Origin of the sequence: Pseudomonas sp. (assembly GCF_033723075.1) — a bacterium.
Classification (GTDB): domain Bacteria; phylum Pseudomonadota; class Gammaproteobacteria; order Pseudomonadales; family Pseudomonadaceae; genus Aquipseudomonas.
Genome location: NZ_JAWVXU010000004.1, coordinates 37,593 through 59,001, shown reverse-complemented (window position 1 = coordinate 59,001; position 21,409 = coordinate 37,593). Strand labels below are relative to the sequence as shown.

The 21,409-nt window shown below is 63.5% G+C and carries 24 protein-coding genes; 13 read left to right on the top strand and 11 right to left on the bottom strand.

The window, feature by feature from the left end; all coding sequences use genetic code 11:
* Positions 1 to 29: 29 nt before the first annotated feature.
* Positions 30 to 1,646, bottom strand: a complete 1,617-nt coding sequence (locus R3355_RS06220) for an NAD(P)/FAD-dependent oxidoreductase (protein ID WP_318960510.1) — start codon at positions 1,644 to 1,646, stop codon at positions 30 to 32.
* A gap of 242 nt (positions 1,647 to 1,888) precedes the next feature.
* A complete protein-coding gene (locus tag R3355_RS06215; RefSeq protein WP_318960509.1) occupies positions 1,889 to 2,560 on the bottom strand; it encodes a hypothetical protein in 672 nt (223 codons plus the stop codon).
* A gap of 119 nt (positions 2,561 to 2,679) precedes the next feature.
* Here R3355_RS06215 and R3355_RS06210 point away from each other — a divergent pair, with 119 nt between their 5' ends.
* Entirely contained in the window at positions 2,680 to 3,075 is a 396-nt protein-coding gene (locus tag R3355_RS06210; RefSeq protein WP_318960508.1) for a DUF488 domain-containing protein, read from the top strand.
* A gap of 9 nt (positions 3,076 to 3,084) precedes the next feature.
* On the opposite strand, the gene R3355_RS06205 is transcribed toward R3355_RS06210, so the two are convergent.
* A complete protein-coding gene (locus R3355_RS06205; RefSeq protein WP_318949693.1) occupies positions 3,085 to 3,786 on the bottom strand; it encodes a YebC/PmpR family DNA-binding transcriptional regulator in 702 nt (233 codons plus the stop codon).
* Between the two features lie 298 nt (positions 3,787 to 4,084).
* Between R3355_RS06205 and R3355_RS06200 the strand changes: the two genes are divergently transcribed.
* The 3 genes from R3355_RS06200 (at position 4,085) to R3355_RS06190 (ending at position 5,971) form a co-directional block, all read left to right on the top strand.
* Positions 4,085 to 4,516: a universal stress protein gene (locus R3355_RS06200; protein WP_318949692.1), complete on the top strand. Its 432-nt coding sequence runs from the start codon at positions 4,085 to 4,087 to the stop codon at positions 4,514 to 4,516.
* Positions 4,517 to 4,588: 72 nt separating this feature from the next.
* Positions 4,589 to 5,020, top strand: coding sequence for a universal stress protein (locus R3355_RS06195; RefSeq protein WP_318960507.1), 432 nt, complete (start codon positions 4,589 to 4,591; stop codon positions 5,018 to 5,020).
* 225 nt (positions 5,021 to 5,245) lie between these two features.
* Positions 5,246 to 5,971 (top strand): NADPH-dependent F420 reductase, encoded by a 726-nt coding sequence (locus R3355_RS06190; RefSeq protein ID WP_318960506.1) that lies wholly within the window; start codon positions 5,246 to 5,248, stop codon positions 5,969 to 5,971.
* A 17-nt stretch (positions 5,972 to 5,988) separates the two neighbouring features.
* On the opposite strand, the gene R3355_RS06185 is transcribed toward R3355_RS06190, so the two are convergent.
* Positions 5,989 to 6,723, bottom strand: a complete 735-nt coding sequence (locus R3355_RS06185) for a sulfite exporter TauE/SafE family protein (protein ID WP_318949689.1) — start codon at positions 6,721 to 6,723, stop codon at positions 5,989 to 5,991.
* A gap of 200 nt (positions 6,724 to 6,923) precedes the next feature.
* Here R3355_RS06185 and R3355_RS06180 point away from each other — a divergent pair, with 200 nt between their 5' ends.
* On the top strand, positions 6,924 to 7,802 hold the full coding sequence (locus tag R3355_RS06180) for an EamA family transporter (RefSeq protein WP_318960505.1): 879 nt from the start codon (positions 6,924 to 6,926) through the stop codon (positions 7,800 to 7,802).
* A 79-nt stretch (positions 7,803 to 7,881) separates the two neighbouring features.
* Here the strand turns inward: R3355_RS06180 and R3355_RS06175 are convergent, their stop codons facing one another.
* Positions 7,882 to 8,139 (bottom strand): hypothetical protein, encoded by a 258-nt coding sequence (locus R3355_RS06175; protein WP_413243484.1) that lies wholly within the window; start codon positions 8,137 to 8,139, stop codon positions 7,882 to 7,884.
* Between the two features lie 230 nt (positions 8,140 to 8,369).
* Between R3355_RS06175 and R3355_RS06170 the strand changes: the two genes are divergently transcribed.
* Positions 8,370 to 8,729: a hypothetical protein gene (locus R3355_RS06170; RefSeq protein WP_318960504.1), complete on the top strand. Its 360-nt coding sequence runs from the start codon at positions 8,370 to 8,372 to the stop codon at positions 8,727 to 8,729.
* A 266-nt stretch (positions 8,730 to 8,995) separates the two neighbouring features.
* A complete protein-coding gene (locus R3355_RS06165) occupies positions 8,996 to 9,328 on the top strand; it encodes a carboxymuconolactone decarboxylase family protein (RefSeq protein ID WP_318949685.1) in 333 nt (110 codons plus the stop codon).
* Positions 9,329 to 9,579: 251 nt separating this feature from the next.
* On the opposite strand, the gene R3355_RS06160 is transcribed toward R3355_RS06165, so the two are convergent.
* Positions 9,580 to 9,861 carry a peptidylprolyl isomerase gene (locus R3355_RS06160; RefSeq protein WP_172145324.1) on the bottom strand — a complete coding sequence of 94 codons (282 nt, stop codon included), beginning with the start codon at positions 9,859 to 9,861 and terminating at the stop codon, positions 9,580 to 9,582.
* Positions 9,862 to 10,110: 249 nt separating this feature from the next.
* Between R3355_RS06160 and R3355_RS06155 the strand changes: the two genes are divergently transcribed.
* Positions 10,111 to 10,449 (top strand): hypothetical protein, encoded by a 339-nt coding sequence (locus R3355_RS06155; RefSeq protein ID WP_318960503.1) that lies wholly within the window; start codon positions 10,111 to 10,113, stop codon positions 10,447 to 10,449.
* 75 nt (positions 10,450 to 10,524) lie between these two features.
* Here R3355_RS06155 and R3355_RS06150 read toward each other — a convergent pair whose 3' ends face one another.
* Complete coding sequence (locus R3355_RS06150) at positions 10,525 to 12,690, bottom strand: retention module-containing protein (RefSeq protein WP_318960502.1); 2,166 nt, start codon at positions 12,688 to 12,690, stop codon at positions 10,525 to 10,527.
* A 633-nt stretch (positions 12,691 to 13,323) separates the two neighbouring features.
* On the opposite strand from R3355_RS06150, the gene R3355_RS06145 reads away from it, so the two are divergent.
* From R3355_RS06145 to R3355_RS06135, 3 genes are all read left to right on the top strand, one after another.
* Positions 13,324 to 14,208, top strand: coding sequence for a CAP domain-containing protein (locus R3355_RS06145; RefSeq protein WP_318960501.1), 885 nt, complete (start codon positions 13,324 to 13,326; stop codon positions 14,206 to 14,208).
* A 129-nt stretch (positions 14,209 to 14,337) separates the two neighbouring features.
* The gene (locus R3355_RS06140; RefSeq protein ID WP_318960500.1) at positions 14,338 to 15,234 is read left to right on the top strand and encodes a CAP domain-containing protein; all 897 of its coding nucleotides are present in this window, start codon (positions 14,338 to 14,340) and stop codon (positions 15,232 to 15,234) included.
* A 554-nt stretch (positions 15,235 to 15,788) separates the two neighbouring features.
* Entirely contained in the window at positions 15,789 to 16,343 is a 555-nt protein-coding gene (locus R3355_RS06135) for a peptidoglycan-binding protein (protein WP_318960499.1), read from the top strand.
* A gap of 177 nt (positions 16,344 to 16,520) precedes the next feature.
* Here R3355_RS06135 and R3355_RS06130 read toward each other — a convergent pair whose 3' ends face one another.
* Positions 16,521 to 16,901 (bottom strand): STAS/SEC14 domain-containing protein, encoded by a 381-nt coding sequence (locus R3355_RS06130; RefSeq protein WP_318960498.1) that lies wholly within the window; start codon positions 16,899 to 16,901, stop codon positions 16,521 to 16,523.
* Positions 16,902 to 17,156: 255 nt separating this feature from the next.
* On the opposite strand from R3355_RS06130, the gene R3355_RS06125 reads away from it, so the two are divergent.
* Positions 17,157 to 17,381, top strand: a complete 225-nt coding sequence (locus R3355_RS06125) for a glycine zipper 2TM domain-containing protein (protein ID WP_318960497.1) — start codon at positions 17,157 to 17,159, stop codon at positions 17,379 to 17,381.
* A 688-nt stretch (positions 17,382 to 18,069) separates the two neighbouring features.
* Here R3355_RS06125 and R3355_RS06120 read toward each other — a convergent pair.
* From R3355_RS06120 to R3355_RS06110, 3 genes are all read right to left on the bottom strand, one after another.
* The gene (locus R3355_RS06120; protein ID WP_318960496.1) at positions 18,070 to 19,398 is read right to left on the bottom strand and encodes a diguanylate cyclase domain-containing protein; all 1,329 of its coding nucleotides are present in this window, start codon (positions 19,396 to 19,398) and stop codon (positions 18,070 to 18,072) included.
* Positions 19,399 to 19,593: 195 nt separating this feature from the next.
* Positions 19,594 to 19,893, bottom strand: coding sequence for a hypothetical protein (locus R3355_RS06115; RefSeq protein ID WP_318960495.1), 300 nt, complete (start codon positions 19,891 to 19,893; stop codon positions 19,594 to 19,596).
* A 324-nt stretch (positions 19,894 to 20,217) separates the two neighbouring features.
* Positions 20,218 to 20,808, bottom strand: coding sequence for an NAD(P)H-dependent oxidoreductase (locus R3355_RS06110; RefSeq protein ID WP_318960494.1), 591 nt, complete (start codon positions 20,806 to 20,808; stop codon positions 20,218 to 20,220).
* A gap of 154 nt (positions 20,809 to 20,962) precedes the next feature.
* Between R3355_RS06110 and R3355_RS06105 the strand changes: the two genes are divergently transcribed.
* A complete protein-coding gene (locus tag R3355_RS06105) occupies positions 20,963 to 21,301 on the top strand; it encodes a putative quinol monooxygenase (RefSeq protein ID WP_318960493.1) in 339 nt (112 codons plus the stop codon).
* The last annotated feature ends 108 nt before the right edge of the window (positions 21,302 to 21,409 follow it).

The window sequence follows — 21,409 nt, the reverse complement described above, 5'->3', positions numbered from 1 at the left end:
TGCTGGTGCGCAGGGCGCACCCTACGGGGTCAGGCCTCGGCAAGTCCCAGCATGTCCCGCGCCAGCGCCTCGGCCGCGCGAATGCCGTCGACCCCGGCGGAGAGGATGCCGCCAGCATAGCCTGCGCCTTCGCCGGCCGGGTACAGGCCCTTGACGTTGAGGCTCTGCATATCCGCACCACGGGTAATGCGCAACGGCGAGGAGGTGCGCGTCTCGATGCCGGTGAGTACCGCGTCAGCCATGGCAAAGCCCTTGATCTGCTTGTCGAAGGCCGGCAGCGCTTCGCGGATCGCCGCGATGGCGAAGTCCGGTAGGGCCAGGGCCAGGTCGCCGAGTTTGACCCCCGGTTTGTAGGACGGCTCGACGCTGCCCAGGTCGGTCGAGGGCCGGCCGGCGATGAAGTCGCCGACCAGTTGCCCCGGCGCCTCGTAGGTGCTGCCGCCGAGCAGATAGGCCTGGGATTCCAGGCGTTCCTGCAGCTCGATGCCGGCCAGCGGGCCGCCCGGGTAGTCCTGCTCCGGGGTGATGCCAACGACGATGCCGGCGTTGGCATTGCGCTCGTTGCGCGAGTACTGGCTCATGCCGTTGGTCACCACTCGCCCGGTTTCCGAGGTGGCGGCGACCACGGTGCCGCCCGGGCACATGCAGAAGCTGTAGACCGAGCGGCCGTTGCTGGCGTGGTGCACCAGCTTGTAGTCGGCGGCGCCGAGTTTGGGGTGGCCGGCGTACTTGCCCAGGCGCGCCCGGTCGATCAGCGACTGCGGGTGCTCGATGCGGAACCCCACCGAAAACGGTTTGGCCTCCATGTACACGCCACGGCCATGCAGCATGCGGAAGGTGTCGCGCGAGCTGTGGCCAAGGGCCAGGAGCACATGGCGGCTGCGGATCTGCTCGCCGCTGTCGAGGACCACGCCGAGCAGTTGACCATCTTCCAGAAGCACGTCGCTGACCCGCTGCTGGAAGCGCACTTCGCCGCCCAGGGCCTTGATTTCCTCGCGCATGGTGGCGACCACCCCGGTCAGGCGGAAGGTGCCGATGTGCGGTTTGCTGACGTAGAGGATTTCCTCGGGCGCGCCGGCCTTGACGAATTCCTGCAGGACCTTGCGCCCCAGGTGCTTGGGGTCCTTGATCTGGCTGTACAGCTTGCCGTCGGAGAAGGTGCCGGCGCCGCCTTCGCCAAACTGCACGTTGGATTCCGGGTGGAGCACGTTCTTGCGCCACAGATCCCAGGTGTCCTTGGTGCGCTGGCGCACTTCGGTGCCGCGTTCGAGCACGATCGGCCTGAGCCCGGCTTGCGCGAGGATCAAGGCGGCGAAGATTCCGCAGGGGCCGAAACCGACCACCAACGGACGCTCCTCGATACCTGCAGGCGCCTGGCCGACCGGCTGGTAGGTGATGTTCGGCGCGGGGGTTACGTGGTGGTCGTCGGCGAATTTAGCCAACAGCGCCGCTTCGTCGCGCACGCTGCAGTCGATGGTGTAGATGAACTGCAGCTCGCTGGATTTCTTGCGCGCGTCGTAGCTGCGCTTGAACAGGCTGAAGTCGAGCAAATCCTCAGCGCCGATCCCCAGGCGCTGGACTATGGCCGGGCGCAGGGCTTCTTCGGGGTGATCGAGCGGCAGCTTGAGTTCGGTGATACGCAGCATGAGGCAATCCAGGATCAGGGCCGGAGGCAACCCGGCAGCTTGGGCAAGGGAGCGATTATAGGCGCTATTGGGCCTGGAAGGGCACGCAGCACGGGTCTGGATCCATCAGCGGTTCTGCTGGTGGGCCGGGCGGCGTTGCGCTGAGTCCCACTCTACGTCCTGAAACGGAACGCCGCCCGGCCCGGCCTGCGCTCGCACCTCAGGTTGGTGGCGTCAGCCCAGCACAGGCGGCATCAGGTGACTCAATCGTCGCGCGCGCCGCCGAAGTAGGCGCAGCCGCGCATCACTTCACCATTCAGGCGCAGTTCGGCAGACATGTGCTGTACCGCACCGCTCATGCTGTCGACGCAGCGTTGCGGCGCAGCCCACAGCACCAGGCGCTGGCCGTTGGCTTCGCTGCTCAGGTTGAGGCGGCCTTCCGGCAGCTGTTCTTCCAGATAAGGCAAGGCCAGCGGCTCCTGGCCCGCGCGGTTGAGAACCAATCCCTGGCTGCCGACCACCACGCTCCAGCCGGGCTCCTGGCCGCTGGCATGCAGGATGGTGCGCTTGAAGTTGGCGTCATCGCAGCCCGGGCCTTCGCGTTGCAGACGGTACACCCGGCTGAGCGTCAATTGGCCATCGACACCGTCGCGCTGGCTGGCCGCCAGCTGGCCGCGCAGATCGGCAAACAGCGAGCCGGGGCCGTCGGCCAGCAGTTCGGCAGCATCACGCGTGATGCCGGTCGCGCCGTCATTGGCAATGACAAAGCGCCGCTGCTCCTGGCAGGGGCGAAACAGCAGTTGTCCGGCGTCCAGGCTCAGCTCGCCTTGCAGACGGCTATGCTTCACCGAATCGACCTTGGGTTTTTCGCTGAATACCTGGCAGCTGGCAAAAAGCGGCAACAGGGCAAACAATAAAATACGACTGGCGTGCATCGAGGCTCTCCTGGCAAGTGCGGCCACGGTACGCAGGGCCGGTGAAAAAATCGAGCGCAGTAGGCGAGAGTTTTTTCACCAGCTCTCAGCCATATGGGCGATCAGAAGGGAGGCGACCGATGATTCAGTGCAAACGGGTATACGAGGAGGTGGCCGCAACCGATGGCCGGCGGGTATTGGTCGACCGTCTATGGCCGCGCGGCTGCAGCAAGGCAACCTTGCAACTGAACGCCTGGCTGCGCGAGGTGGCGCCCTCCGCCGAGCTGCGCCGCCAGTTTGGCCATGCGCCCGAGCGCTTCGCCGAGTTTCGCCAACTCTACCGGCGCGAACTGGCCGGCCATCCGGAATATTGGCAAGGGCTGCTGGAGATCGCCGGGAACGGCACCCTGACCCTGTTGTTCGCCGCGCGCGAGCAGCAGTTGAACAACGCCCAGGTGCTGGCCGAGTTTCTCGAAGAGGAGCTGGACCGCCGAGCCGAACCCAGCTCGGCGGTGTGTTACGCAGACAGGCTCTAGGCCCTGGGACTAGCCGGCCAGGCCGACATAGACGTTCTGCACATCGTCGTGGCCGTCGATGGCCTCGAGGAAGGCTTCGACTTCTTCCATTTCGGCATCCGACAGGCCTGTGACCGGGTTCTTCGGGCGATAGCCAAGGTTGGCCGAGTTGACCGTGAAACCCTGGTCGGGCAGGGCGCGGCACACCGCGTCGAGATCGGTCAGTTCGGTGATGAACAGGGTGTTGCCCTCATCGGCCGGCTCGAAGTCCTGGGCGCCGGCTTCGATGGCGGCCAGTTCCGGGTCGGCACCGCTGTCGCTGGAGGCTTCGATCAGGCCAACGTGGTCGAAGTCCCAGGTGACCGAACCGGAAGCGCCCATCTGGCCCTTGCGGAACAGTACGCGGATCTCGGCCACGGTGCGGTTGATGTTGTCGGTCAGGCATTCGACGATCACCGGCACTTGATGCGGGGCGAAGCCTTCATAGGTGGTGCGCTCGAAGTTGACGGTTTCACCGGTCAGGCCCGCGCCTTTCTTGATCGCCCGTTCCAGGGTGTCCTTGGGCATCGAGGCCTTTTTCGCCTGATGCACGGCCAGGCGCAGCTTGGGGTTCATGTCCGGGTCGGCGCCGTTACGCGCGGCGATCATGATTTCTTTCACCAGCCGGCCGAAAATCTTGCCTCTGGCGTTGGCGGCGGCTTCTTTAGGTTTGGCTTTCCATTGTGCGCCCATGCGGATTCTCTTGGTCTGTGCGGATGGATAAGTAGCCGGCCGTGAGGTTTACCGGTGATGCACCACCCAGATGGGCAACCGGCAGAAAACCAGGGCTACGGAGTTAGGCGATCGATTTTAATCGCTCCGCCTGCGCCTGGCACCCTTTGATTGGCTATGGTGCCGTCGCCAGCGCGGGCGGGTATCTGTCAGAGCGCTCTATCTAATCGAATGCGCCCCGCGGTCAACTTGTCCTGGCGCAACTGATGGCTCGATGCACTGGTCTATGCTTGTCGGGAGTCAGTAGAGGAGACAGGTTATGCGCAAGGTATTGGTTGCATTCGATGGATCGGAGAGTTCGAAGCGTGCGCTGCAGTACGTCATCGACTTCGCCCGTGATCATGCCTCGACGCTGGAGGTGCATCTGCTCAATGTGCAGCACGAGCCGGTGCTGTATGGCGAGTACGTGACTGGCGAGATCATCAATCAATTACAGCAGTCACTGCAGGCCACCGCGTCCGAGATCCTGGAGTGGCCGGCCGATCAGCTGAAGGCAGCCGGTATCAGCTACAAAGTGCACACCGCACTCGGCAACGTGGCGGCCCAGGTCAGCGAGTTCGCCGATCAACTGGGCTGTGACACCGTGGTGATGGGCACACGCGGCCTGGGCAGTTTCACCGGCATGCTGTTGGGGTCGGTGGCCACGCGGGTGGTTCATGAAGTCTCGGTGCCGGTGCTGCTGGTGAAATAACCGTTGATTGCCGGACGTTGCTTCAGGTAGCGCCGGTCTATGCTTGTAATGGGTCGGCAAAGGAGATTGGTGATGCGCAAGATACTGCTTGCTTTCGATGGTTCGGACAGCTCGAAACGGGCCTTGCAGTACGTGCTCGATTTTGTCCGCATGCATACCGCAACGCTGGAGGTGCACCTGCTCAACGTGCAGCATGAACCCGCGCTGTATGGCGAATACATCACTGATGAAATGATCAGCAATATGCGCCAGTCCCTGAAAGCGGCGGCCGATGAGGCACTCGAATGGCCGGCCGATCAATTGCAGGCAGCGGCAATTGCCCATGAAAAGCACACCGCCTTCGGCAATGTGGCGGAGCAAATAGGCATCGCCGCCAAGCATCTGCAGTGCGACACCGTGGTGATGGGCACACGCGGCCTGGGCAGTTTCACCGGCATGTTGCTGGGGTCGGTGGCCACAAGGGTGATTCATGAGGTGTCGGTGCCGGTGCTGCTGGTGAAATAGCCAGCCTCACGGTTGTGCTTGCCGCTGCCGAGGGATGGCGGCTTTATGCGTTCAACGAACAGCTCCGATAGCGACCCTTCAGGGCCGCCATTCGTCAGCTCGTGTGTGGCAAACGTCTTGCTGCGACGTGCGGCGGCGGAAGATCCCCACTGCTTTTCTATCCTTTCTCCAGATTGTGTGGTACGGGCCAATGGTGGCCGCCTCGCCATGCACGAGGAGCACGCGATGAAAACACCTATCCAGTGGCTTGCCACCTGTCTGTTGGGCATCAGCGTGTTGCTGGCGGGCTGCCTGTTGCACGCCGAGCAAGCGCAGGGCGCATCGAGGATCGGCATCATCGGCACCGGCAATATCGGCGGGGCGCTGGCGCGCCTGTGGGTGGACGCTGGGCATGAGGTGCTGATCTCTTCGCGGCACCCGGAGCGCCTGCAGCCATTGGCCGATGAGCTCGGCCCCAGGGCGCGGGTCGGCACGCCGCAGGAGGCAGCGACTTTCGGCGAAGTGGTGCTGCTCGCTGTGCCCTATGGCGCCATGCCGCAGATCGGCCGCGACTATGCAGAAGCCCTGGCCGGCAAGGTGGTGCTCGATGCCGGCAACCCGATCCCCGCCCGCGACGGCGCCATGGCGCAAGAGGCGCGCAGTCTCGGTGCCGGGCTCGCGTCTCAGGGCTATCTGCCGGGTGCGCGTCTGGTGCGCGCGTTCAATGCCATCGCTGCCTTCAATTTGCGCAGTCAGGCCCATCGGAGCGGGGAGAAGCTCGCCATCCCGCTGGCCGGCGACGACAGTGTGGCGTTGCAGGTGGCGGCCAAGCTGGTCAGCGACGCCGGTTTCGACCCGGTGATCGTCGGCCCGCTGAGCAGTGCCAAACAGTTCGACTACGGCAGCGGCATCTCGGCCAAAATGCTCACCGCCCGCCAGCTGCGCCAGGAACTGGGGCTGCAGGAGCCCTGAAGGCGTCCCCCCGGCTCCTACAGGTTGCGCCAGATCAGCTGGACGCCTGCCAGCAACATGCCCAGGCGGGCGATGCGGTAGAACCACTCGTGGTTGACCCGCGATTGCAGCCACAGGCCGCTCCACACGCCAAGCGGCACGATAGGCGCAAGCATCAGGCTGAGTAGCAGATTTTCCTCGCTGAACTGGCCCAGGGCCGCGTAGGGGATCAGTTTCAGGGCATTGGTGAGCAGGAAGAACATATTGATGGTGGCGACGTAGCGCACCTTGTCGAGCTGCTGCGGCAGCAGGTGCATCATCACCGGCGGGCCGCCGGCGTGGGCGACAAAGCTGGTGAAGCCGGCCAGACTCGAGAGCAGCGTGCCGCGGCCCTTGTGCAGCGGCCGCGGCGTCTGGCTGCTGTTGATCAGACCCAGCAGTACGAAGGACACGGCGATGACCCCGATCAGCAAACCGATCAGGTTTTCATTGAGCAGCTCGAAGGTCAGGGCGCCGATGCCGATGCCGAGCAGCGCGCCGGGCATCATCACTTTCAGGTTGGCCACATCCCACTTGCCGAAATAGGCCTTGAGGCCCACCAGATCGGCCAGGCAGAGAATCGGCAGCATCACGGCCGCCGCCTGCTTCGGCGTGCTGGCCAACGCCAGCAGCGGCACGGCGATTCCGCCCAGGGCGCCACCGAAGCCGCCTTTGGACAGCCCAGTGAGGAACACCGCCGGGAGGGCAAACAGGAGCAGATCAGACAGGCTCATATGGCAGGCCACAGCAGAGAGGCGCGCAGGTTAGCAGAGGGCGGGCCATTGCTGAATGGCAGCTGCGGGGATTACTCCAGCTGGTTCCGTGCAGGAGGCGCGTGGCGGACTGTGTGGCTGTTTTGTCGAGCGACTGTATATACAGGCGATCTGTCGTGGCTGCTCTAATGGCCGCTCACCCGCAATGATGAGGAAGCGCCATGTCGCCCAAGGATCTGCTGTTGGCGCTGGTCGTGATCATCGTCTGGGGCATGAACTTCGTGGTGATCAAGGTCGGTCTGGATGACATGCCGCCGATGCTGCTGGGGGCGTTGCGGTTCATGCTCGCGGCCTTTCCGGCGATTCTGTTCATCAAGCGCCCGCAGATCCCGCTGCGCTGGCTGCTGCTCTACGGCCTGACCATCTCGCTGGGCCAGTTCGCCTTCCTGTTCTACGCCATGTCGGTGGGCATGCCGGCGGGCCTGGCTTCGCTGGTGCTGCAATCCCAGGCGTTCTTCACCCTGTTGTTCGCTGCGCTGTTTCTCGGCGAACGCCTGCGTGTGGCCAATCTGTTCGGGCTGTTGGTGGCGGCGGGGGGCTTGCTGCTGATCGGCTTGCAGGGCGACCGACTGATGACCATGGCCGGGTTTGCCCTGACCATTGGTGCGGCCTCGATGTGGGCGCTGGGCAATATAGTCACCCGCAAGCTGGGCAAGGTGAACCTGGTCGGCCTGGTGGTCTGGGGTAGCCTGGTGCCACCGCTGCCATTTCTGGCGTTGTCCTGGTTTCTTGAAGGGCCCGAAGTGATCGAGGCCGCGCTACGCGGCATCAACCTGAATTCGATCCTGGTGCTGATCTACCTGGCCTTCGGCGCGACCATTCTCGGCTATGGCCTGTGGAGCCGCCTGCTGTCGCGCTACCCGGCCAGCCAGGTGGCGCCGTTCTCGCTGCTGGTACCAGTGGTGGGGCTGACGTCTTCGGCGCTGCTGCTCGACGAACGCCTCGGCCCGCTGCAAGTACTAGGCGCGCTCCTGGTCATGCTCGGGCTGCTGATCAACGTCTGCGGCGGCTGGCTGTACGGGCGCTTGCGCCTGGCCTGAGTGGTGGTGAAAAAACTCCCGCCTACTGCGAGCGCTCGATGTTTTCACAACCTTCGATGACGCCTGCTGCGTCAGCTCGTTAGCGCTTGCCCATGGAACGACGGGTGCCATTCGGTGCCGGGCCGATCTTCTTTTCATGGGCGGACTTGTTGCCCTTCAGGTGCCAGGCCTGGCCATCGTTCTTGCCCGAGGCGACCGCAGCCGCGGAAAATAGCGAGGCAAAGCCCGGCAGGCCGGCTTTTTTAGTCGGGGCCGATTCGTTGGTTGCTGCTGTGCCTGCTTCAACGTCGGCAGTCTGAGCGGCAAGCATTGGGTCAGGCGAGTGGGTGCTGGTCATGGAAGGTCCGCGGCTGCCGAGAGAAAAGTGGGGCGCGAGTATACCTGTCTATTCGCCGTGACCACATTCCGTTGATCGACCCCAGGCGGTGACGCTCCGTGTCGTGCTGGGGCGTTGACTCCATCAAGCAATCTTTACCCGCCGCTTACTCACGACTGACCTCAGCTGACGCGTACCTGTTGTTTGATGGACGTAGGGGAATACGTCCCCTTGGATACCAGGAGGTACTTATGCTCAGTCGAATTTCCAAGGTTGTACTGTTGGCCGGATGTCTTGTGGCGGCAGGCGGTGCTTCCGCCTTCGAGCGAAGCGATGTCGTTCCTGTGATCGCCGGCGTTGCAGTCGGCGCGCTGCTGGTCTCTACGTTTAACAATTCGCATGACGACCGCCATCGCCATGATTACCGCCAGCCGCAACGGGTGGTGCATTACGCACCACGACCCAGCCGGCATCATCGCTATCGCCATGCGCCACGACAGATCCGCTACGTGGCCGTGCCGGTCCGCGAGGCCCGCGGGCATTACCGCAATGACCGCAATGACCGTGGCTACCGCAACCAGCGTAACCACCGCGATTATCGCCGCAATTGAGGGCAAGCCTTGCAATGCTGTTCTTGCGTTACTGAAGAAGTACCGATGACTCCCACGCTCCAGCGTGGGAGTCCGGCGGTGGCGCTACGCGTCACGTTGTTGCGCTAATGACCCGCTAGTCCAGGACCCCTCCGCAGGATCTGTTGCCGGGCAGGCCGTCTGGCCGTAACCCGTCATCCTTCGCGCCAGGCGACTACCCTGAATGAAGCCGCCTTGCCTGAGTCGAGGGGCAAACTCCGGCGTACGTCCAACCTGAGGAGAGTCGCATGGAAAAGAAAAGTGAGCTTGAGACCTATCAACGGCTGAGGAAGCAGCATCCGGATTATTTCGACGCCGTGGAGGCGCTGGGCAAGGCCGTGCGCAAGGCCGGCCCGCTGGAACAGCAGGTCGTTCAACTGGTGCAACTGGGCGCCGCGGCAGCCATTCGTTCCGAGGGCGCAGTGCACAGCCATGTGCGGCGGGCACTGGAGGCCGGCGCCACTGCAGAGCAGATCCATCACGCGCTGCTCTCGCTCACCAGCACCATCGGTTTCCCGACTGTGGTGGCGGCGTTGAGCTGGGCAGACGATGTGATCGGCCAGGCCATGCTCGATGACTAACGGCAATCCGCGGTCCGCCCAGATTAACGGCGGCCGCACTCCCGAGTAGCCCTGCGGCCTGGAGAAATCCGCGATCTGCAGGCTGTCACGCGCCGCAGGCAGTGCACCATGGGTTCAGCGGCGCGGCACACAAGCTGGCGGGCTGTCGTTTTGCTCCGAACGGATCGTCGCCCGAGCCGCCCTGCCTCCGAACGGACGCCGCCCGGGCCGCACTACGGACCGGGCGAGCCGCTATTTTCACAAGCTCTCAGTCAGTCCTGACGGCTGGTGACCTCGAGCAGGTGGTAACCGAACTGGGTTTTCACCGGGCCTTGCACCACATTGATCGGGGCGCTGAACACCACGGTGTCGAATTCCTTGACCATCTGGCCCGGGCCGAACGAACCGAGGTCGCCGCCGCTGCGGCTGGACGGGCAGGTGGAGTTGTCTTTGGCGACCTGGGCGAAGTCGGCACCGCCTTCGATAGCGGCTTTCAGTTCGAGGCACTTGGCTTCGGATGCAACCAGGATGTGACGGGCAGTGGCTTTGGCCATGGGGAGTTACTCCTTTTCAAATAAGCTGCAGAGCCTACCGCAATCACTGCGGTATTCAAACGCCGGACAACTGTTGGTGGCGGATACGGCCGCCGTCTCGATCATTGCTCGGCAGGCTTCGACCTGGCCTGTTGGCAACGCGTCCTGGTTCGCGGCATGGGGCAGCGGATAAAAGTTCTCTCACCGATTGTCTAAAATTGGACGAGAGACCACGACGATTCCCAGGTATCCCCTTCAGGAGGTCTTGCCATGAATACCCTGACCATTGAAGGCTGGTGCAAAGCCAGCGGCGCCACAAAGTCCACGCCGATGGGCCAATTCCAGTTTCATGTCAGCGAACCCGAGCACTTGCGTCTGGAGCAGGCCGAAGAGCGCCTGCAGAAGACGCATGAGCCAGAAACCATGGTCGATGCCGATGTGACCACGATGGAATTGAGTACGCCGGGTGAATGCGGCCCCTTGTCCGATATCCAGTGGCGTGTGTATCTGGATGCGGACAAGCGTGGCCAATTTCATCTGGTCGGGCATCGGGCGAGTGACGGCAGTCTGGTTTATACCAACGCGGTCATGGTCGATCAGCTGGGTTAAGCCGCGGCAGCTGCCCTCGCCTGGGCAAAGCAAGGCTGCCGCTCGATGTGCGAGCGGCTGTCTCAGTGTGCGCCTTCAGACGGTATCCAGGCGCAGTACGTTGTCACCGAACAAGCCGTCGATCATTCGCGTGGTATCCGCGCCACTGCTGATCATGCCGCCTGGGCCGGTAGTGACCTCGTAGTGCGCGGCCAGGTCGACGCCGGACAGTTCGATCATCTGGCTCGGCGGGCCACCGGCATCGGCGCTGATCGAGATCAGGGTGCTGACTGAGCTGCCGCTACCGAGCACGGAGAAATTCAGGTAATCGGCCAGAACGCCGGATTCCTCCGTGCCCAGCAGATCATGCAGATTCAGGGTGTCGCCCTCGGGACCGCCCACGGTGAAGTCGAGGATGCGGTCGTGGCCCTGCTCGCCGGCATTCCAGACAAAGACATCCTGGCCGCTGCCACCAATCAGGAGGTCGTCGCCTTGCCCACCGATGAGCCGGTCGTTGCCACTTTGGCCGAACAGGATGTCGTTGCCGTCGCCGCCGTTGAGCAGATCGCTGCCGCCGCCTGGGGTGCTGGTCAGGCCCAGGTCGAAGGCCTGATCGACCACAAACTCGCGCACCTGGGTCAGGCTCGGTGCTGCGCCGCCGTTGCCGGCCTGCAGGTAGTCGAGCAGGGCCTGATAACCCTGGCCGTCGTGACTGCCGGCAGGGTGCCCGGGCCAGGCGAGAAAGTCGGTGTTCAAGCTGTCGCCGAACAGGATGTCGTCACCCGCACCGCCGGACAGCTGATCATCGCCCAGCGCCAGCGCGCCAGTACTGGTGGAGCCGCTGGTGAGCAAGGCCTGCAACTCTTCGGCGCTGTGGACGATCTGCGAGCTGCCGGCCGGGGCGGTCACTACCGTGCCATCGGGCAGGTTCACCGAACTCGTGCCGCTCGGCGCGGTATTGTCGAAAAGGTCCAACACCGCCGAGGTACTGGCCGAGCCGATACTGATGCTGTGCAGTTGGATCTGCTCACCGCCAATGCCTTCGTGCAACATGCCGCTGCCGGCCTGCAGGGCCTCGTCGATGTCACGGAAATTGGTGATGTTGGCCGTGTCGAACACCGGGTTGCCCTGTTCATCCAGGTACATGGTGGGCTGTCCGTCGGAGAGCAGGAAGGCCAGTTGTTCGAAATTGCCGGCACTGTCCGCGCCGGCACCGATGATCTGCTGATTGAACCATTGGCTGGCCTCAGCCATGGCCGCCTCGTAATTGGTGTGCCCGGTCAGGCTCAGGGCGTCGATGGCGGCCAGCAGGATGCCGACGTTGGCCGCATTCAGGCCGTAGAGCGTAGTGACCGAGCCGACATCACTGTTGAACGGCAGCAGTTGCACGTTGATCACGCCATCATGACTCTTGAGCTGGTTGGCCAGATGGCTCAAGGCATCCTTGGTCAGCTGGATGCGCGACTCCCCCGAGCCCGAGTCGCGGGCCATGCTGCCCGAGGTGTCCACCAGCAGGGCGATGTTGTAGTTCTTGCCGGGCAGGGTCAGGCTCTGCGTCCCGCCGCCATCACCGATCAGCACATCGTTGCCTGAGCCGCCCTCAAGCATACCGGCCGGGGCCGAATTCAGCGGGTTTGGCTGCAGGTGGGGAGTGGTCGCGCCCGGTACATCGTCGGCGTTGCTACCGACCACCAGCAAGGGCGGTTCAGTGACTGGCGGCACTGGCGGCACTGGCGGCGCGCTCGGCTCGTCCGGCTCGGCGGCCGGCAGTAGGCTGCGCAAGTCGATATCGAGGTTGGCAAACGCCAGCGGCCCGGTGTCGAAACCGACTTGCGCCTCCAGCTGGCCGGCCGTCTCCTGCAGCAGGACGAACGAGTGACCACCGCTGCCACTACCGCCGCTGCCCGCCTGAGCGCCTGCCGCCGGGGCTTCGGTATTTGTGCTGGGGTCTTCACCCGCCTCGATGGCGCGCTGCAGTTCCTGGATTTCGCGCAACTGCGCGGTGCTGGTCAGCGGATCCACGGGTTCGGTGCCAGCATCGCCGGCGAGCAATGCCGGGCTGAGCAGCAGACTGCTGGTGCGGCCCATGGTCAGTTCACCGCCCTGGTCGAGACTGATCGCCACCGAGCCATCACTCCCGGAAACCAGCCGGTCACCGAGAAACACTCGATCGCCTTCAACCAGACGGCGCTGGACGCCGTCGTTACCGACTACCGAAACCTCACCGATAACCTGTCGTACCACACCTATGGATAGGCTCATGCATTCTCTCCTTGAATCCGTCATACCCATGTCGGGGGTGGAAATTGCGCGAGCTTTTCAGCCCTGCGCAATAGACAGACCCGCTCCGAGCGGTAGTGCCTGGGCAATGTGAACTGCTACCTTGGGCAAGCAAACTGACCAATTGGTTTAGAAAGTTTTCAACAAGAATTCATTTATAACCGTTGGTTGGTTATCGACATTGCGCTTGGCCGCGCGTTTGTCTGCCTGCTCGCGGACCCTTTGACGGGGCACTGGTCAGGTGCTTCGAGGAGATGAGCGGACGGGGCGTGGCGGGCGGCTCAGCGCGATTGGCCAGCCTTGAAATCCCAGGGCGCGGGCGGCCCGGCGACGGCTGGCGCAACAGGATTGCGCGCGTGTCTCGAGGGCAGGTTGCGCCGCGTGGATAAGCCGGAGCGCAACCCGGCAAACAAGCCCGGATTACCCTGGAATCGACCCGGGTCACGAAAACCGGGTAGGGTGAGTGACGCTGTTTTGCTCCGCCGTCGCGATGGCTGGATGGATAAAACGTCAGCCAGCCGCTGTCGCGGACCTTGCATGTGCACCCAGGATCTAGGCTACTAATATCCTCAGCCGCCCAGGCCACCAAGCTCCATGACGTGGATGACACCAACCATGCCCCTTACCGCACATTCGACCCGCCGCGCGCGCGGCAACCGCCTGACCCTGCTCACGTTGACGACAGTCACGCTGCTCAGTGGCGCATCGGCATCCGCCAGCGACAGCCAGCAGCTCATCGCGCTGATCAACCAGTACCGCGAAGCGCCACAGACCTGCGCCGGCAAGCCAACCGAGGTCGCCGGCCCGCTGGTGGCCGACGAGCGCCTGGCCCGCGCGCAGCTGGCGCCCAGTGTGCAATTGCAGGATGCCCTGCAGCGGGTGGACTATCAGCCGGCCACGGTCAAGGTGCTGACCCTGTCCGGGCCGAGCGACCTGGACGCGGCGTTCGAGGGGTTCAAGCAACGCTACTGCGCCTCGCTGCTGGATGTGCAATACGCCGATGTCGGGGCGCAGCACACTGGCAATACCTGGCAGGTGATCCTTGCCCGGCCATTGCTGCCCAGCGGCATGCCGGACTGGCAGGCGGCGGGTCAGGAAATCCTGCAATTGGTCAATGCCGCTCGCGCCAAGCCGCAGCGCTGCGGCAACCAGGCCTTGAGTCCGGCAGCGCCGTTGCGCTGGAGCGAACAGCTCGGCCAAAGCGCCCTGGCACACAGCCGCGACATGGCCGTGCACAATTACTTCAGTCACGCCGCAAGGGACGGCAGCCTGGCGGGTACGCGCGCCGTGCTCGATGGCTATGACTGGCAACTGATCGGCGAAAACATCGGCGCGGGGCAGGGCACGGCCAAACAGACAGTCGCCGGCTGGCTGGCCAGCCCCACTTACTGCTTCAACCTGATGAACCCGGACTTCACCGAGATGGGCGGCGCCTATGCGGTGAATCCGCAGAGCGATGCGGCCATCTACTGGACGCTGCTGCTCGGCACGCCGAACTAGGTTCAGCGTGCCAGAGGGTCGGGGCGCCTGGCCCACCCTACGCGCAGACTTGCTGTCAAATAGCGCTTTCAGCCACTAACGCAGGCATAACCAAGCAGTGGGCATCCACGCAACCTGATGACAGAAACCATGGCCGTGATCCGCGAACCCTTGTCCGAACCCCGGCGCCCTGCCGGTCGCAGCCTTCTGCGCGCCGCTGCGCTGTTGCTGGTCGCCATGCTGTCTGCCCCGGCGGCGCAAGCCTCCGAGACAGGGACCCTGCTGACGCTGATCAACCTGTATCGCCAGGCCTCGCCAATCTGCGACGACCGGCAAACCCCGGCACTGGGCCCGCTGGCACCGGACGCCAGGTTGGCGCGGGTGCTGGTGGCTTCCGAGGTGCAATTGCAGCGCGAACTGAAGCGGGCCGGTTACCAGGCCAGCAGGGTGCAGGTGATAACCCTGGCGGGGTCCAGCAACGTCAATGCCGTGATGTCTGCGCTGAAACAGCGCTACTGCGGCCCCTTGCTGGATCCGCACTACAGCGAGATCGGCGTGTTGCGCCGGGGCAAGACCTGGCAGCTGATACTCGCCCAGCCTCTGCTATCCCCAGACCTGGGCGACTGGCAGCATGAGGGGCGGGCGATCCTGCAACAGGTCAACCAGGCCCGCGCCAGCCCCAGAAACTGTGGCGGCCAGGCGTTCGCCGCGGCAGCGCCGCTAACCTGGAGTGCGCGTCTCGCCCGCTCCGCACTGGCGCACAGCCGCGACATGGCCGCGCGCAATTACTTCAGCCATACCGACAAAGGCGGCAGCGATGCGGGTGTGCGCGCGCAGCGCGCCGGCTACCGCTGGTGGCGCATCGGCGAAAACCTCGCCGCCGGCCAGGGTAGCGCGAAACAGGCGGTAGCCGGCTGGCTGGCCAGCCCGACCCACTGCCCCAACATCATGAACCCGCACTTCACCGAGATGGGCGCCGCCTACGCGGTGAATCCCGAGAGCGATGCGCTGATCTACTGGACCCAGGTGTTCGGCACACCGCGTTAGACCATGGCAATCCGGCGATGAGTCGAGCAGAAAACCCACCGGGTCCATGGTTCGATCAGGGGCCGCGCGACAGGCTCGCCAGGTTCGCCCAACGGCGCCAGCCACGGCGGTCAAAAGCCTGCCATCAGCGTCTGCGAGCCCGGCAGGCATGTAGCGCGTTCTATGTGTGCTGCCGAACAGAGGCGGTTGCCGCTCATCCGTATGATCACAGCTCTAATGTATCGGGATGCCATGGGTGCTGAGCGGACTTGAACGGTTTGGGGCGGCCATCCGGGACTGGCCATCCGCTGAGCGGCCACCGGTATATCCCTCACTCGTACAGTCTTTGCGCCCTGGCCGCCCATAGCCGCGTCATGCAGCGGAATATTGCGCAAGCAATACCGTGTATGTGCCAAGCTGCGCGGCTTTTGCCATTGGCAGTCCCGAGCGATGGTGCAAAGACGCTCGCGCAACGGCGCTCGATATTTTCACAACCTCTGACTGCTCCGGGCGGCTTACTGGCGTGGGGATGAGCGAGCGCTCCTGACTATTTCTCCATTGACGAGGGCCGCAGCATGTTCGATTTTCGCAGTGGTTGGCTGTACACCGCCTTGCTGGGCGGTTTTTCCATCTGTTCGGGCTTCTCTGGCCTGGCGTTCGCGCAATCCGGGGAAGGGAACTGGTTGTACACCATAGAGCCGCAGGTGCAACCTGCCAAGACCTCCTCCAGTACCGTGCTGGAAGTCCAGCACGAGCTGAACGATCGTGGCTACAGCGCCGGATTGGCGGATGGTTTGATGGGCGCCCGCACGCGTGCGGCAATCCTGGCCTATCAGCGCTCGCATGGCCTGCTCGACGACGGCAATGTCAGTTCGACCCTGCTGACCCACCTGCGCGCGCCGATCCTCCGTCAGGACCCCGCGGCAAAGGCCTCGATGCCGGAGGCCGCGGCCCAGCATGTCACCGATATCCAGCAAGAGCTGCGCCGCCATGGCTACCGCGTAGGGCGTCCGTCGGCCCTGCTCACGGACGAGATCTACACGGCTATCCATAGTTACGAGAGTGATCACGGATTGCTCAAGTCCGGTGAGCCGAGTGCCGGCCTGCTTCGGCACATGCGCGCACGCTGATGCCCCCTGATCGACGTTGTCGCGCGCGCCGCAGTGGCGCTGGCAAGGGCTTGTCGCCGGTCATTCCCAGGGGCTGGCCCAGCATGCACCGATGCGCCTGCTAGCCGGTCGCCGAAGCGAGCGGGGCGGGGCGGGTCTTGTGCAAGGTCGCGTCGCCGCTTGGTCTTCCCGCCTTCGCTACTTCTGGTGCTGCTGGCGCTGCAGCCAGGCTTCGGCTTCCGCCTCCTGGCTAAGATCGAATGCCTTGATCTGCAGGCCCGGAATCAGCGCGCCCTCGAGCTCGCTGGCTTTCCTCACCCATTCCTTGCCGGCAACCACGGCCATGCGGTCGAAGCGCCGAACAAAACGGAACAGTTGCGGAATACGCGACAACTCGACGCCCATCGCGCCCAGGGTCGGCAGCGCAAAATCGCCGATTCGATAAAGCATCAGGCCGTGCTCGATGCCCTCGGATGTCTGGCTCAGCTCATCCAAAGCGACGCGCATTTCTTCGCTGTCGAGCTTGCCGGAAAATTCGACGTCGATGCGGTTCTCGCCGTTGCGCAATACCTTGAACATAGCGACTTCTCCACGGGGGATGTGACTTCCACCATACGCCGTCTGCCTGCCCAGGTTAATGGGCAATCGGTTTGCTGGTGCGGTCTGGTGCGGTCTGGTGCGGTCGCCGAGCCGGCTCAGTCGCGCCGCTTCGGACCCTATGCTCGCTAGCGTACAGACGGCTCGCCGCAAGCCCGGTGACAATGCAATGTTACCCGCGCGTGAGCAAATCGAACGCCAGGGATTTCCATAAGGTTTTGCACTGGAGTATCTCCCATGGACATTTTCAAACTTGTTTCCACCGCCGTCCTGCTCTCTGCTTTAGGGCTGAGCGGCTGCTCCGGCATGAGTCATCAAGAGAAGAGCACTGCCGCAGGGGCTGCCGTTGGCGGTGTGGCCGGCAACCTGCTCTGTGGTGGCGTGCTCTGTACCGGTGCCGGCGCCGTGGTGGGTGGCGTGATTGGCCACGAGGTCAGCAAAGACGATAAGGACAAGAGATAGACCAATCTGCATTAAGCGTCTGGCACGTACGCAATGTCTGCATCGGGCCGGCGCAGGACGGAATCACGCCGAGGGCGGCACTCGGTCGATATAGTGCAAAGGGGCTTTGGCCGCGAAGTCCCGCTTCGGTTGACCCCTGTCAGGACGCCTCGGTGCTGCTGTCGGGCGACGGGCCATTTCCAGAGTCAACCTGTACCAAAGCTTTACGTGCGAAAAGGCGACAGATCGACGTCTGCGCTGGCCGGGCTTAGGGTGGTGTGCACATCCCGTCCGGTTTGGAGGTACGCACCATGTGGATCATCGGTTCCCCGCTCGATAACGCCCTGGCCGTCCTGGCTCTCGGCATCGTTTGCCTGCTGCTGGCCCGCGTGGCCTATGGCCCGGCCGAGAGGTCGTGAAAAACCGCCTGCTGCGACCGCCCCCTGGTGTTGCGCTACGCGAACACCAGGAGACGTTCTCGCTATGGCGCTCGATCTCCGAGCACGACCCCGTAGGAGCGGCCCATGGCCGCGAACAGCTATGTCAGAGGGCGAAGGGTTCGTGGGCATGGAACCAGGCATCCTCCCGCTCCTACAGGTACCTACACGCCGACAGACGCGATTGCCTCCCGACAGCACGCCGTCGAAGACCGGGCGGGCGCAGGCTTCAGACGTGGATCGGGGGCAATCATCGCCGCCAGTCTTATCGACTACGGCGTTGGGCAGGCAGGGCTTGGTTCGCCAGAGTTGGCCAGGCCCAGGCAATACTGATTGTTGCCGTTGCGCTTGGCCGCATACATCGCCTGGTCGGCGATATGGATGAGGCTGTCGATGTTCGGCCCGTGCTCCGGATACAGGGCAATGCCAAGGCTGGCGCCGACCTGATGGCTGGCGTTGCCGAGGCTGAGCGGCTGGGACAGTCGCTGCAGAATCTTCTCGCCGATCAGTTGTGCCTCGTCGTGCAGGCTCTTGCTGCGTGTCAGGCCCTCGATAACCACCACGAATTCATCGCCGCCCAGCCGCGCCACCATGTCGGATTCGCGCAGCGTCTGCTGTAAGCGCTGCGCCGTACCAACCAAAACCTGGTCGCCAACGGCATGCCCATAGCTGTCGTTGATTTGCTTGAAACCGTTGAGGTCGATAAAGACCAAGGCCACCCGGTTTGCGTTGCTGCGTGCGCGTGCCAGGGCCTGGGTTAGAAACTCTTCGAGCAGCAAGCGATTGGGCAGCCCGGTCAGCGGGTCGTGACGGGCGATCTTTTTCAGCTGGCTGACCGATGCCTTTTCTTCGCTGATGTCGCGCACGACGCCCATCATCCTTATCGGTTGGCCATTGGCGTCCTTGACCACGTTGCCGGTCTCGCGCAGCCAGTGGATGCTGCCGTCGGGCCAGATCACCCGGTACTCTTCGTCATGGTTATGACCGGTTTCGATGCAGCGCAACTCCCCGGCCCGCACCTGCTCGCGGTCATCCGGGTGGACGGCGCTACAGAACAACTCATAGCTCGGGGTCACTTCGCCGACCTTGAAGCCGAACATGCCGTAGATGGCCTCTGACCAGTACAGCGTGTCGCTATCGATCGACCAGTCCCAGGTGCCGATGCAGGCGAAGTACTGACTGCGCTTGAAGCGTTCGACAGCTGCGACGGGGTCGTCCTGCACGGATGTTGCCGGGGTCAGGACGACGGTATGGCCGTGAGCGGCCGCCGCTACTCGGCTGACGTCCAGCCTCTGCGGCTTGCCATTCGCCGGAATGAGCTGGTGAGAAGGTGCTGTGACGTGCGCACCGGCTGGCGGCAACCAACGCTGCAGCGGCGTACCTTGCAGCGCTGCGGCGGGATGGCCCAGCAGCCTTGCCGCCGCCGCGTTATGCACGCCGATGCGGCCGTCGCGGCTCACCAGTAACAATCCCTCGGGGCGGGCGTCGAGCAAGGCTTGATGTTGTGCCAGCTGCTGTTTTACCCGGCGCAGGCGCTGCAGCAGCAGTGCCGACGAAATAAGTAGTAGCGCAGCGATGAGGGCAAGGCTGGTGGCAAGCATCGGCTTTCGTGCACAAGAGAGAGGGATACGCCGCTGAAAACGGCTAATGGCGGTCAGTATGCCCGGTAAGCATGGCGTTAAGTACATAACCGATATCGGGGGATGGGGCAGGCCCGACCTGGCGGCCCCGCGCTTGTTGCTTGCTCGCCGCAGGCAGCGCACCAGGGTTTATTGGTGCGGCACGGTGTGGGGCGATTACTTGGCTACATCCAGGCGCTGGTCGGTGAACACGCAGAGCACGCCGGCGCGGTTGTGCATCACCGGGTGGTTGAAGTCGCAATAGGCCGCCGCCACGCTCAGGGCCATTTCCTCGGTGATCAACTTGCCCTGATCCGGGCGGAACCAGGCCATCTGGCCGGGCTTGCAGCGCTCTGCCTGGGGGTCGGTGTTGTAGGTGCACAGACCGCTCAGGTCGATGGCCGGGTCATCATTGAAACAGGCGGACAAAGACAGGGCAGCGGTGCCCAGCAGGAACAGACGGACGATGGTGCGCATGGCAAGGTATCCCGGCTTATGGAGGAAAGGCTGCGGGATTAGTGCCGGAAAAGCGGCGAAGGTTCCGTTACCGCCGGGTTAATCGCGGCCGTGCTTAGGTATGCAAGCAGGCCACTGCAAACGCGCAATAAGTGCGAAAGGCTTGGAAGGAGGCTGTCCGAGAATGGCAATCGACTTCAACTTGCAGGCTGGGCTCGGCCCAACAGCAGTCCGTATTCTCGGACGGGCGCCTAGTCGTCAGTGACGATGCGCTGCTTGTCAGGAGTCAAAAAGCCAGGCCGCTGAGTCCGCTAACGCCGCGGCCTGTCAATCGTCCTCGACGGATCAAACTGCCAGCTCGAGCACCTGCGCCAGGTGTTGCCGGTAACGCGCGACATCCGCCTCGATGGCCGGACGCTTCATCACGTCGACACAGAGGAAGGTTGGCAGCGGGCTCATGCCGAGAAACTGATTGGCCTTGTGAAACGCTAGATAGACCGCATCCACGCCCTGGCCCTCGAAGAAGTCCGTCGGGTCGTCGAAGGCCTGCTGCGGTGCATTCCAGGTCAGCGACAGCAGGTACTGCTTGCCCTGGAGCAGGCCACCGCTGCCGTACTTCTGCGAGGCGTCCGCGCGGGTGCGACCGTCACTGGCATAGAGGCTGCCGTGACCTTCGGTGAAGACTTCGTCGAGGTACTTCTTCACCGTCCAGGGCGCGCCCATCCACCAGCCCGGCATCTGATAGATGATCACATCGGCCCAGAGGAATTTTTCCACCTCTTCGGCGAGGTCGTAGCCGCTATCGATATGGGTGTGCTTGAGGTCGCAGCCGGCGCGGTCGAGCAAGGCCAGCGCGGTGTCATGCAGGGTGGCGTTGTAACGGCCTGCGGAATGGGCGAACTGTTTACCGCCGTTGAGCAGCAGAATTTTTTTCATGGCATGAGCCTCGGTAAATTCGATGGCGGCATGCTATGGGCTGCGGGCGACGAGAAACACCGGCTGCGAAGCAAATGATATTTGACTGAAAGGCATGAATCGGATGGTTTTACCCGTTGTAAGGTAAATGAACACTTGCCCCCAGGAACCCCCGATGCCTGACTTACACGGATTCATCCTGCATGCCCACACCCGCCCGGAAAAGGCCGCCGAGTTCGAGGCGCTGTTTCGCGCCTATGTCGAACCCAGCCGGGCCGAAACGGGCTGCATCGAATATCACATGCTGCGCGATCACCAGGACCCGACGCTGTTCATCTTCTATGAGGTCTGGCAATCGCCGGAACACCTGGCCATCCACAGCGCCTTGCCGCACATGCGGCGCTTTTATGAGCAGCGCATGGACTACCTGCGCCGCGACTTCGAGATTCGCCGGATCGAGATGCTCAGCCCGGCCAAACAAGTCGCAGGCAATAGCCATTTATCCGTCGAATAAAACAGAACGATTGTGCCGCGCAGGGCTCTACTCTCAGAGATTGTGAAAATATCGAGCGCCGTAGCGCAACGTCAGCAGCGGGCGTCTGGAGACGGTCGCAGTAGGCGG